Here is a 12,100-nt window from a genome sequence, read left to right on the forward strand (position 1 = left end):
TTAAGCTAGGCTACTCGTCACGCTAAAACCGCTGGTCTTCGCAGCATGATAGGTGCGCTTCGCCTGGCAATGCCGACGAAACTAGCTACGCGCTGTAACCGACCGCAAAAACCAGCGGTCAATTCCAGCTCTAGGCTAGTTTGTCGGCAAAAATCGCCAGTCTTCGCAGCATGATATTCTTTGGTATAATAGACTCAAAAATGGAGGGGATTGCATGGCGAAACACATCGGAGTTTTTGTGACCGGCGGGATTGCGGCCTATAAGGTCCCGCTTTTGGTGCGGGCGCTGATTAAACAAGGCAACGAGGTGCGCGTGGCGATGACGCCAGCTGCGGCCAATTTTGTGACGCCGCAAACCCTCGCCACTGTCAGCAAGGCGGCGGTGCTAACGGATGCCGGCGAGTTCGCAACGCCAGAGCATGTGGCCCATGTCGCGCTGGCGCACTGGATGGATCAGGCCATTGTGGTGCCGGCCACCGCGAATACCATTGCTAAGTTGGCTTTTGGGATGGCGGATAATGTGGTGACCACCACGCTGTTGGCTTTCGCCGGGCAGAAACTGCTGGTGCCGGCAATGAACGACCAGATGTGGCAGAATGCGCAAACCCAGGCGAATATTCGTCATCTGCAGGCGGCAGGGTGGCAAGTGTTGCCGCCAGCCACTGGGTTTTTAGCGGAAGGCTATGCCGGCGTTGGCCGCATGCCGGAACCGGACGCGATTGCCTTGTTCGCAGCGCTTGCGCCGCAGCAGGCTTATTTGGCCGGCCAAAACGTCGTGATCACCGCTGGCGGGACCCGTGAACGCATCGATCCCGTGCGTTACTTGACCAACGACTCGTCAGGTAAAATGGGCACAGCGCTGGCCAATGCTGCCGCGGCGGCTGGTGCGCAGGTTGAGCTAATCACCACTGCAGAGCAGTTGGTGCTACCGCAAGTCAAGGTGACCCGGGTTAAAACTGCCCAGGAGATGGCCACCGCCGTGCAAAGTAGCTATGAGGCCGCTGATATCGTGATCATGGCCGCTGCGGTGGCTGACTATCGCCCTGCTGAAATGGCAGATCATAAGTTGAAGAAGCAAGGGGCGGCAGGGCTGACCATTGATTTGGTGCAAAACCCGGATATTTTAGCGCAGCTTGGCAACGCAAAGACGCATCAGTTCGTGGTGGGTTTTGCGGCGGAAACCAATGATCTGCTGGCCAATGCCCAAACCAAATTAACGAAGAAACACGCTGATTTGCTGATTGCTAATTCGGTGGGTGCTGGGAAAGGCTTTAACGCTGACAACAATACCGTGACGCTGTTATGGCCAAAGGCGGCGCCAGAACCCCTGCCGACTGCCAGCAAAACCGCCTTGGCGCAAACGATTTGGCAAAAGATTGCCCAGGTGCGCGCATGACCACTGTGGCAAAAGTAATTGTCGATGTGCCGACGATGCAAACAGATCAGCCCTATGACTATGCCATACCGGCTGCTTTGAGCGGACAAGTGGTGCCAGGGATGCGCGTGTGGGTACAATTCGGCCAAGGTAAACGCGAAGTTAGCGGCATGGTGGTAGCCACCGAGGCGCAACCAGACTACGCTGGTACCCTCAAGCCGCTGCTGGCGGTGCTTGATTATGCGCCAGTGATGAACAGTGAGCTGCTCAAGCTGTCCCATTGGCTGGCGCAAACGACTTATGCCTTTTGGATTACCTGTATTCAAACCATGCTGCCAACCATGCTGAAAGTGGACACGGTGAAAACGGTGGTGCTTGGGCCAAAGCCTACCGCCGAGGCTGAAAGTCTCCTAGCCGCGCAACCTGAGCTGGTGTTGGATCAGCATCTTGACCCAGAATTGTCAGCGCAAGTGCTGCGGTTGGTGGCCAAACAAGCGTTGGCTATCCAGTATCAAAGTCGCGACCGAGCCAAGGTGAAGACGCAAAACTACATTGTGCCTAGTCTCACGCCGGCTTCCTACCAAGCTGCCGCCGCTGAACTGCGGGCGAACGCCAAGCAGCAGCGGGCCTTGCTTGAGGCACTGGCGCATTGGGCCCAAACCGGCGCAGAACCTGCGCTGGCCACTGTGCTGAAAGATTATGCGCTGTCGCGCGCCACGGTGAACGCTGGGGTGCAGAAGGGCTGGCTCACGTTAGCCGCCCGCGAAATTTACCGCGCTCCTTATGCTCAGCTGGATCAGCAGCCGTTAACCCAGCCGCTTCCCTTGACGGCTGACCAAGCCGCAGTAGTGAAACCGGTGGTCGCGGCCGTTGAAAGCCACACCGCTCAGCCATTTTTGCTGGAAGGCGTGACGGGTTCAGGGAAAACCGAAGTCTATTTGCAAGTCATCGCTGCCGCGCTGGCCGCTGGGCGCAATGCCATGATGCTGGTGCCAGAAATTGCCTTGACGCCGCAAATGGTCCACCGGGTCAAAGGCCGGTTCGGCGAGGCCGTTGCCGTGCTACACAGTGGGTTGTCAGAAGGGGAAAAGTTCGACGAGTGGCGGCGGCTTGAACGCGGGGAAGCCCGCGTGGTGGTTGGCGCGCGTTCGGCGGCGTTTGCCCCGATGACCAATATCGGTGTGTTCATCATCGATGAAGAGCACGAAACCTCCTATAAGCAGGACGACGCGCCGCGCTATCACGCTCGGGATGTGGTGATGCATCGGGCTCAAACTTTTGGTGCCCCGGTGCTGCTGGGTTCGGCGACGCCAAGCCTGGAGTCCCGCGCACGCGCCGAAAAAGGGGTGTATACCTTGCTGCGGCTGCCAGAGCGCATCAATGATCAGCCGCTCCCTGCGGTGCATATCATCGATATGCGGGATGCTTATAAACAAGGCGGGAAGGACGACTTTTCGCAGCCACTGCTCCAAGCCTTGCAAGCGCGGTTAGCGCGCGGCGAACAAAGCGTGTTGCTGCTGAACCGGCGCGGCTTTTCTTCCTTTGTGATGTGCCGGGAATGCGGCTATCGGGTGCAATGTCCCAACTGTGATATCAGCTTGACCTTGCACATGGATAGCCATACTCTAAAATGTCATTATTGCGGCCATGAGGAACCGATTCCCACTGTTTGCCCGAAATGTGGCTCGCGCAAAATCCGCTATTACGGCACTGGCACGCAAAAAGTCGAAGCCAGTCTGCATCAACTGCTGCCAGCGGCGCGCGTGCTACGGATGGATGTCGATACCACGCGGCGTAAAGGCGGCCATGAGAAGATTTTGGCCGCTTTTGGGGCGCATGAAGCCGATATCCTGCTGGGCACCCAAATGATTGCCAAAGGCCTGGATTTCCCTGATGTCACGCTGGTCGGCGTGATCAACGCCGATACCGGACTGGGGATGCCTGATTTTCGCGCCAGTGAACGCACCTTTGATCTGCTGACGCAAGTAGCCGGGCGCGCCGGCCGGGCGGAAAAGGCCGGCGAGGTCTTCATCCAGACTTTCAATCCGGACCATTATGCGATTCAGTACGCCCAGCATCATGATTATGAGGGCTTTTTCCGCCAGGAGATGGCCACGCGCCATCGCAGTGATTACCCGCCATATTACTTCACCACCAAGCTCACGGTCAGCCACCAAAATGAGGAGGCGGCAGCGAAGTTGATTTATCAACTGGCCAAGCAGCTGGCCGACGCGCTCAGCCCGCAAGCGATTGTCCTCGGGCCGACGCCAGGCGCCATTGCGCGGTTGAAAAATCGCTATATCTATCAGCTGGTGATTAAATATAAGCACGAGCCAAAGCTGGGACCGGAATTGGACCGGATTTTGACTGAAACGCAAACCAGCAGCCGCAAAGGATACTTTGTGGGCATCGATCGCGAACCATTAACGTTTATCTAACACCCAAAAGGAGTGGTATTTTGACCAGTGTGATTTTTATGGGCACCCCCCAATTCGCAGTGCCGATTTTGCAAGCTGTCGCCGCCAGTTATGACGTCTTGGCGGTCATCACGCAACCCGACCGCAAAGTTGGCCGCAAGCAGCAAGTCGCCCAATCCCCAGTGAAACAGGCGGCGTTGGCGTTGCACTTACCGGTGCTACAACCCGAGAAGCTCAGTGGTAGTCCTGAATTAGACCAGGCCATTGCCCTAGCGCCAGATTTGATTATCACGGCGGCATACGGCCAATTTTTGCCGACGAAATTCTTGAACGTGGCTAAAATCACGGCTGTCAACGTGCATGGCTCCTTGCTGCCGAAGTATCGTGGTGGCGCGCCGATTCAGTACAGCTTAATCAATGGCGATACCGAAACTGGCGTCACCTTGATTCAGATGGTCAAAAAGATGGATGCTGGTGGTATGTGGGCACAAGCCAAACTGCCGCTGACCCGCCAAGATGACAGTGGGACGGTGTTTGAAAAGCTCAGCCTGATGGGTCGCGATCTCTTGATGAAGACCTTGCCGGCGATTATCGCTGGCGCCCAGCCAACCCCGCAAGAGGAAAGCCAAGTGACCTTCTCACCCACCATCAAAAAAGAAGAAGAACACCTTGATATCAGCCTCACTGCGGAGCAGCTCGATAACTGGGTTCGCGCCCTGCGGCCAGAGGTGGGCGGCTATGTTGTCTTGAACGGGGAACGGGTCAAATTATGGGCCGTGACACCGCTGACTGAGGCCACCACGCTGGCACCAGGCACGGTGGTTCAACGCACGAAAAAGCAACTGGTGGTCGCCGCTGGTCAGGGCACAATGTTTAGCATCCAAACCATCCAACCAGCCGGCAAAGCCCAGCAGCCGATTGCTGCGTTTTTGAACGGGGCAGGGCGCACCATTAAAGAAGGAGACTTGATCATTGGCGAAACCGACTGATCCGAGAACCTTAGCGGTCACCATTTTGGCGAAAGTGGCGGCGCAAGGCAGTTATGCCAACTTAACCTTAGATGCCACGCTGCGCCAGCACGACCTAAGCCCGCGCGATACCGCGTTGGTGACTAATCTGGTGTACGGCGTGATTCAGCATGCGTTGACCCTGGATTATTATCTCAAGCCCTTCGTCAAAGACCGCAAGTTAGATCCTTGGGTGCATGCGCTGCTGCAAACCGCGGTCTACCAAATGGTGTACTTGGATAAAATTCCACTGCACGCGATTTTCTATGAATCCACCGCGATTGCTAAGCGCATGGGCAATGTTGGGATTGGGAAGTTTGTCACGGCGGTGCTGCGTAATTTGCAACGCAGTCAGCGCCCAGATTTAAGCAAGCTGCAGCCGGCTGCTTACCGGATGTCCATCATGTACAGCATTCCGGAATGGTTGGTCAAGAAGATGATTGAACAGGTTGGGCCCGCGAAGGCAGAAGCCATTTTCGCGACGGTCGACCGACCGGCTGCAGCCTCGCTGCGCGTCAATACCACCAAAACCACCCCAGACCAATTACTGGCTGAGTTGAAACAGACTTTGCCTGACGTGGCAGTGAGTGCGCTAACGCCAGTCGGGCTAGTGGCGCCAGGTGGCCACCTGGCGGGGCTCCCGGAATTTGCCGCTGGCGAGTTCACCATTCAGGATGAAAGTTCGATGCTGGTGGCGCCAAGCCTCGACGTTCAACCTGGCGACCAGGTGCTCGATGCGTGTGCCGCGCCCGGGGGGAAAACCACCCACATCGCGCAATATCTGGATACGGCCCAAGGTGGTCAGGTGACGGCGCTGGATTTGCATCCGCATAAGGTGCAGTTGATCACGGCCAATGCCAAACGACTTGGTCTGGCGGATCGGGTGACCGCGATGGCGATGGATGCCCGCGAAGCCGCCGATACCTTTGCGCCTGGTAGTTTTGACAAGGTGCTGGTCGACGCCCCTTGCTCGGGGCTGGGGCTGATTCGCCGTAAGCCCGAAATTCGTTATGATAAAGATCCAGAATCCATTGCTAAATTGCCTGAAATTCAGTTCGAAATCCTTGACGCAGTGGCATCTTTAGTAAAACCTAATGGACGCTTGACCTATAGTACGTGTACCATGGTGGAAGAGGAAAATCAGGCGGTGGTCGCACGGTTTTTAAGTGCGCACCCCGAATTTTCGGCAGTGGCGGTGCCGACGCTAACGCCAGTGAAGGCGCATGGCGCACCGGCCTTGCAACTGTTTCCCGATGACTATGGCACGGACGGGTTCTTTATTGCTAGCCTTGTGCGGAATTAGGAGTAATGCATGGAATACACCTACCGAACCGATATCGGCCGCAAACGGCCGAACAATCAAGATTACGTGGGGCTGTTTGCCAACTTAGCCGGCTCGACTTTAGCCATCGTGGCAGACGGCATGGGCGGCCACCAAGGCGGCGATGTGGCCAGTGAAATGGCGGTATCGCACCTGGGTTATGCCTTCGAAAGTACCAGCACCACCGATGTGGAAACCATCGTGCGGTGGCTGATTTTTGAGTTGCAGCAAGAAAACGATGTGATTTTGGAAAAAGCCAAACGCTATGCGGATCTGATGGGGATGGGCACCACCTTGGTCGCCGTCATCATCTCTGGTAGCCGCTTTGTGGTGGCGAACATTGGTGACTCGCGGGCTTATCTCTACCGCGGCGGCCATTTGCTCCAAATCACTGAGGATCACAGTCTAGTGAACGAGCTGGTGAAAACCGGGGAGCTCACACCGGAAGAAGCCCAGCGCTTCCCGCAGCGCAATGTCATCACGCGCAGCTTAGGCGTCTCGGAAGACGTCGATGCCGATGTGACGATTTACGATATGGAATACGACGATTACTTATTGCTTTGTTCGGATGGCTTGACCAACCAGGTCAGCGATGAGGAAATCGCCAAAGTGATTGCCAGTCCCACGCCGATCGGCGAAAAAGCGGAGCAATTGATCGCCATGGCCAATGCCGCTGGTGGTCCGGATAACATTTCGGCCTTGATCATTCACCAAGATTGGAGGGAGCAGCCATGATCGAACCAGGATACATTCTTAGCGAGCGCTACAAGCTGCTCAAGACCTTGGGTGAAGGCGGCATGGCCAATGTTTATTTGGCCCATGACCTGATTTTGGACCGCGACGTAGCCGTCAAAGTGCTACGGCTGGACTTACAAAATGATCCCGATACCAAGCGCCGATTTCAGCGTGAGGCAATGGCGACCACTGAGCTGGTGCACCCGAATATCGTGTCGATTTACGATGTTGGGGAAAGTAACGACCAGCAATACTTAGTCATGGAATACGTGCGTGGGTCGGATCTGAAGAAGTACATCGTTGAGCATTTTCCGATTCCTTACCAGCGCGTGGTTGACATCATGGAGCAGATTTTGGCGGGGATTCAGGTGGCGCATGATCACAACATCATACACCGCGATTTGAAGCCGCAAAATATCATGATCGATGAAAACGGCAACGCCAAAATCACTGACTTTGGCATTGCCGTGGCGCTGTCAGACAATTCCATGACCCAAACCAACTCGCTCTTGGGGTCGGTGCACTATTTGTCGCCAGAGCAAGCGCGCGGCAGTATGCCGACCAAGCAAAGCGATATTTACGCCTTGGGCATCATTTTATTTGAGATGCTCACTGGCACGGTGCCATTTGAAGGCGATTCGGCGGTGTCGATTGCGCTCAAGCACTTCCAAGAAGAAATGCCTTCAGTGCGCGATTTTGATCCGCGCATTCCCCAAGCCTTGGAAAACGTGGTCTTGAAAGCCACCACCAAGGACCCAGCTAACCGCTACACCAGCGCCTCTGCCATGGCGGCAGATTTGAAGACATCCTTGTCTTCGGCGCGGGCACATGAGGCCAAGTTTGTGCCGGACAGCAACGATTTGGATGAAACCAAAGTGGTTCCGGTGGTGTCCTCACAAGCTGCCACGCCAGTTGCCTCCCGGTCCGAAGCCCAAGCGCCGCAAACCGACCCGAAGGCCACCAAGGCCAAACAAAAGCGTAAAGGCGGCTGGAAGAAATGGTGGCCGGCGATTGTCCTCGGCGTGCTGCTGGTGGGGCTGATCACCATGCTAATTTTGGCCTTCAGCGGCGGCAAGGGTGATGCCACGGTGCCTGATCTAACGGGCATGTCGCAAACTCAAGCCGAATCGGCGCTGGAAGCGGCCAATCTCGAATTAGGTGACGTCACCAAAGCCAGCTCGAATACCGTGGCGAAGAACAAGGTCATTCGCTCCAACCCCGCCTCTGGGGCCAACTTGAAGTCTGGACGCAAAGTGGCGATTGTTCTGAGTACGGGTAAGAAAAAGTATACGATCAAGGACTATACTGGCAAGAAATATTCAACGGTGAAAAAAGAGTTGGATAAGGCAGGATTTGACGTCACCCGGCATCGCAAGAGTAGTGAGACCGTTCCTGCAGGGGAAATCATGGATCAGTCCATCGAAAGTGGCAAAAAAGTGGTGGCTAAGGGTACCGCCATCACGCTCACGGTTTCCAGCGGCACCGCTAAAGTCAAAATGCCAAACTTCCTTGGTCAACCCGAATCGAGCTTTAACAGCTGGGTTTCGCTACATGGCATGACGCCAAACGTCAGTCGTGAATACAGTGATTCAGTGGCGTCCGGCAACATTATTAGCCAAGATCCCGGCTATGAAACCGTGTTATCAAAAGGTGATACTGTGAGCGTGGTCGTATCGAAAGGTCCAGACCCCGCTAAGAGCAGTGAAAGCAGTTCGAGTTCGGAGTCATCTAAGACGCAACAGGTTACGCGTACGCTCACCATTAGGTATCAGGCACCTAGCGGCAACAGCGCATCAGGTGACAGCGCCTCGAATCAAATTACCATTTATTTGCAGGACAGCGAACACTCCCTTAATGACGTGTTCAAGACCTTGACCATCAGCAGTGATACGACAGTGCCGCTGACTTTCACCCTCAACAATGGTGATACCGGCGCCTATCGCGTGATGAACAACGGACAAGTCGTGCAATCGGAGGATAATATTGGTGGCTGATTCTGAGCAACTGGAAGGCCGAATTATTCGGCAGCTAAGCGGCTTTTATGATCTTGATGTCGCAGGCACCATTTATCGCACCCGCGGCCGCGGCAACTTACGCAAAGAAAAAATCACCCCATTAGTGGGTGATTTTGCCACCTTCACGCCTGGCGCTGGTCCTGATGACGAAGGCTATTTGCTGGCGCTAGCGCCGCGGAAAAATGCTTTGGTGCGCCCGCCAGTGGCCAACATCGACCAGGCCATTTTGGTGGTGGCAGCGGCGCAACCGGATTTCTCCCTGAATTTGCTGGATCGCTTCTTGATTTATCTGGAAGGCAAACAAATCCATGCCGAAATCTATGTGACTAAAACCGATTTGGTCTCGGCAGCGCAGCTGGCTGCCATTCAAACCGCCTTGCGCGGCTATGAGGCGATTGGCTATCGCACTTTTTTGAGCCAACCGCCGTTTGCAGCGGCGACCCTAGACGCAGTGCGGGCCTCGTTCAAAAATCAGTTGACGATATTTACCGGCCAAACTGGCGCCGGCAAATCGACCTTAATTAATCATCTGGTGCCGGGTTTGGAACTAGCCACCGGCGAAATTAGCAAAGCCTTGAATCGGGGAAAGCATACGACGCGCACCACTGAGTTATTTATGGCGGATGGCGGCTTGGTTGCCGACACACCGGGCTTTTCTTCGCTGGGTTTGCTGGATGTGACGCTGGATGAGTTGCGCGAGCGGTTTCCGGAGTTTAACGCGGTGGCTGATCAGTGTAAGTTCCGCTCTTGTCAGCATGTCAAAGAACCGGGCTGCGCGGTTAAAGCTGCGGTGGCCGCTGGCACGATTATGCCGAGTCGCTATGACAATTACCTGCAATTTCGCGAGGAATTGTCAGGGCAGCGGCCGGTTTATACCAAACAGTAAGGCTTCGAGGAGGAAAAGTTGATGAAGATTGCACCTTCGATTTTAAGTGCGGATTTTGCGCATCTCGCTCGTGATATTGAAACGGTTCAGGCAGCCGGTGCGGATTTGCTGCATGTTGATGTGATGGACGGGCATTTCGTGCCAAATCTCACCTTCGGCCCCAGCATGGTCGCTGCGATTCGGCCAGTGACGTCGTTACCACTGGATGTGCACTTGATGGTTTCTGATCCCGAAACATGGCTGCCAGCTTTTGCTAAAGCCGGCGCTGACACCCTTTTGATTCACGCCGAAGCCACGCAGAACTTGTATCATGCCGTGCAGCTTGCACAAAAACTTGGCGTGCAAGCCGGCGTCGTGGTCAACCCTGGCACCAGCTTGACGGTGATTGAAGAAGTGCTGCCGATTGTGGATCAGGTCCTGGTCATGACAGTTAACCCTGGCTTTGGTGGCCAGGCGTTTCTGCCGGCGATGGCGGATAAAGTCGCGCGGCTAGCCGCCATGCGCCAAGCGCATGACTGGCATTTTGCCATTGAGGTCGATGGCGGTATCAACGACCAGACCATCAGTAGCGTCAAAGCTGCCGGTGCGGATATTTTTGTGGCAGGTTCCTTTGTCTTTACCCAAGGCGAACCAGAAGCGCAGATGACCAAGCTGAGGCAGGCTAAATGACCACCTATAATCTGATGGTTGGCGGTCCCGCCGCGGCCTTGCCGGTGAATTGGCAACAATTTGACGGCCAGTGGGTGGGGGTCGATCGCGGGACCTTGCGGCTACTCGCGGCAGCGCTGACGCCGGCGTTTGCGGTGGGGGATTTTGATTCACTGACGCCTGAGGAATTTGCCCAAGTGAAAGCGCAAGTGAAAACGTTGCATCAGGCGCCAGCTGAAAAAGATGAAACCGATACGGAAATGGCCGTCCGTTTTGCCTTCACGGCTGGTGCTGACCAGGTGCGCCTGGTGGGAGCTACCGGCGGGCGGTTGGATCACTTGTTGTCGAATCTGTTTCTGCCGACGCAGCCACGCTTTCAGGCCTTTGCTGAACAGATTGAACTGGTGGATGCGCAAAATCAGGTGCGCTTTTATCGGCCCGGTCGGCATACCCTGAAGCCTCAGTCAGCTTACCCGTATCTCGGCATTGTGCCGCTGACTGCGATTAGCTTGCTGACTATCCAAGGCGCTAAGTATCCCCTTCAGGATTGGTCGAGCCAGACGCCATTTTCCTGGGCGTCGAATGAGTTCATGGGCCAAACACCAGTGACCATTCAGTGGCAGTCAGGGATGGTTGCCGTTATCTACAGCCGTGATCGGTTGGGCCAAAAACAAAATAATTAAGGAAACCGCCATTTTCATCTCGAAAATGGCGGTTTTCTTGTGGGCGCTTGCGCCTATCTAGCTTTGTCCATATAATAATTCTGTTTGGGGATGGGTGGAGGTCAACATGAAATTATTGAGCAACTTTTTTTCCGTGCCATTATATCGAGAATTAACCTTAGGGGCCTTAATCGTCCTTTTTTTGGTGATTTATTATCTACGCTATGTCCATTTTGCCAAAATGCCAGATAGCCGGCATGCCCGCTTACGCTTAGACAGTCTGATCAAAGGGACACGCTGGCTGCTGATTGCCTTGGTGCTGGCGCTGGTGGGGCTAATTATCGTCGATCGCACCGGTGTATTGACCACAAAAACGGCGGCGGTGCAAACAAGCCAGCAGTCGAAGGCGGAGGCTTCAACCAGCACTAAGCATGCTAAGGCTAAAACTAAGGCAAAGGCCAAAAGCGCCTCATCAAGTAATGCCTCCAGTCAGAGTAGTGATGCGAACGTCATCTCAGATGAATCTGAATCCTTGAGTTCGGCGCATTTTCAAGCTCTGCAAGTGGTCGAGAAATATTACCAGACCAACCCTGACGCTAAAGAGCCTAACCGCGTCTATCGATACCGCAGTGAGCAAACCGGCAATGCCGGCGTGAAGGTCACTGAAATTGGCGGTTATGTGCCGGTGGGTCAGCATCAGCTGAAACTGACCCATGTGTATTGGGTTTATCCCAGTGGTATGTTTGATGTTGTGAAATAATGGCAAAAATCCTTTAGAACGCAAAGCAGGCACCGCGCCTAGTCTCAATGTGCGATAATCCCTTTGTGGTTGTCAGATGAAATATCATAATTCATCTGATAATCATGGAGGGATTTTTGTATGCCTAGAGCCAAGTACTCGGCAACTGAGAAACTTGCGTTGTTAGAAGAATTCTGGCGGTCCAATCTGGCCAGAGCCACCTTTGCACGACAACATCGAATTGGCAAAACCCCGTTCACTTCATGGCTTGCACGCTATGAACGTGATGGTATCG

10 protein-coding genes are annotated in these 12,100 nt (G+C 54.7%); all 10 read left to right on the forward strand.

Annotated elements, in window-relative coordinates:
- The first annotated feature begins 214 nt into the window (after positions 1-214).
- The 10 genes from coaBC (at position 215) to AAA927_RS05385 (ending at position 11,826) form a co-directional block, all read left to right on the forward strand.
- Positions 215-1,396 carry a bifunctional phosphopantothenoylcysteine decarboxylase/phosphopantothenate--cysteine ligase CoaBC gene (gene coaBC, locus AAA927_RS05340; protein ID WP_338216389.1) on the forward strand — a complete coding sequence of 394 codons (1,182 nt, stop codon included), beginning with the start codon at positions 215-217 and terminating at the stop codon, positions 1,394-1,396.
- The gene (gene priA, locus AAA927_RS05345; RefSeq protein ID WP_338216391.1) at positions 1,393-3,813 is read left to right on the forward strand and encodes a primosomal protein N'; all 2,421 of its coding nucleotides are present in this window, start codon (positions 1,393-1,395) and stop codon (positions 3,811-3,813) included. The genes coaBC and priA overlap by 4 nt, the downstream gene beginning before the upstream one ends.
- Before the next feature lie 20 nt (positions 3,814-3,833).
- A complete protein-coding gene (gene fmt, locus AAA927_RS05350; RefSeq protein ID WP_338216392.1) occupies positions 3,834-4,781 on the forward strand; it encodes a methionyl-tRNA formyltransferase in 948 nt (315 codons plus the stop codon).
- Positions 4,765-6,102 carry a 16S rRNA (cytosine(967)-C(5))-methyltransferase RsmB gene (gene rsmB, locus AAA927_RS05355; protein ID WP_338216394.1) on the forward strand — a complete coding sequence of 446 codons (1,338 nt, stop codon included), beginning with the start codon at positions 4,765-4,767 and terminating at the stop codon, positions 6,100-6,102. The genes fmt and rsmB overlap by 17 nt, the downstream gene beginning before the upstream one ends.
- Before the next feature lie 9 nt (positions 6,103-6,111).
- Entirely contained in the window at positions 6,112-6,855 is a 744-nt protein-coding gene (locus AAA927_RS05360; protein ID WP_338216396.1) for a Stp1/IreP family PP2C-type Ser/Thr phosphatase, read from the forward strand.
- Positions 6,852-8,849, forward strand: coding sequence for a Stk1 family PASTA domain-containing Ser/Thr kinase (gene pknB / locus AAA927_RS05365; protein ID WP_338216398.1), 1,998 nt, complete (start codon positions 6,852-6,854; stop codon positions 8,847-8,849). Before AAA927_RS05360 ends, pknB begins: the two co-directional genes overlap by 4 nt.
- Complete coding sequence (rsgA, locus tag AAA927_RS05370; protein WP_338216399.1) at positions 8,842-9,756, forward strand: ribosome small subunit-dependent GTPase A; 915 nt, start codon at positions 8,842-8,844, stop codon at positions 9,754-9,756. Before pknB ends, rsgA begins: the two co-directional genes overlap by 8 nt.
- 21 nt (positions 9,757-9,777) lie before the next feature.
- Complete coding sequence (gene rpe, locus AAA927_RS05375) at positions 9,778-10,425, forward strand: ribulose-phosphate 3-epimerase (protein ID WP_338216400.1); 648 nt, start codon at positions 9,778-9,780, stop codon at positions 10,423-10,425.
- The gene (locus tag AAA927_RS05380; RefSeq protein WP_338216401.1) at positions 10,422-11,087 is read left to right on the forward strand and encodes a thiamine diphosphokinase; all 666 of its coding nucleotides are present in this window, start codon (positions 10,422-10,424) and stop codon (positions 11,085-11,087) included. The genes rpe and AAA927_RS05380 overlap by 4 nt, the downstream gene beginning before the upstream one ends.
- Positions 11,088-11,193: 106 nt before the next feature.
- On the forward strand, positions 11,194-11,826 hold the full coding sequence (locus tag AAA927_RS05385) for a hypothetical protein (RefSeq protein WP_338216403.1): 633 nt from the start codon (positions 11,194-11,196) through the stop codon (positions 11,824-11,826).
- The last annotated feature ends 274 nt before the right edge of the window (positions 11,827-12,100 follow it).

It is taken from the genome of Lacticaseibacillus salsurivasis, assembly GCF_036246225.1.
In the GTDB taxonomy this organism is placed as follows: Bacteria; Bacillota; Bacilli; order Lactobacillales; family Lactobacillaceae; genus Lacticaseibacillus; species Lacticaseibacillus salsurivasis.

What these genes read in the sequence shown, in the direction of transcription:
- pknB (WP_338216398.1), top strand. Translation starts at nt 6,852, where the DNA reads ATGATCGAACCAGGATACATTCTTAGCGAGCGCTACAAGCTGCTCAAG.
- AAA927_RS05385 (WP_338216403.1), top strand. Translation starts at nt 11,194, where the DNA reads ATGAAATTATTGAGCAACTTTTTTTCCGTGCCATTATATCGAGAATTA.
- coaBC (WP_338216389.1), top strand. Translation starts at nt 215, where the DNA reads ATGGCGAAACACATCGGAGTTTTTGTGACCGGCGGGATTGCGGCCTAT.
- rpe (WP_338216400.1), top strand. Translation starts at nt 9,778, where the DNA reads ATGAAGATTGCACCTTCGATTTTAAGTGCGGATTTTGCGCATCTCGCT.
- priA (WP_338216391.1), top strand. Translation starts at nt 1,393, where the DNA reads ATGACCACTGTGGCAAAAGTAATTGTCGATGTGCCGACGATGCAAACA.
- AAA927_RS05380 (WP_338216401.1), top strand. Translation starts at nt 10,422, where the DNA reads ATGACCACCTATAATCTGATGGTTGGCGGTCCCGCCGCGGCCTTGCCG.
- AAA927_RS05360 (WP_338216396.1), top strand. Translation starts at nt 6,112, where the DNA reads ATGGAATACACCTACCGAACCGATATCGGCCGCAAACGGCCGAACAAT.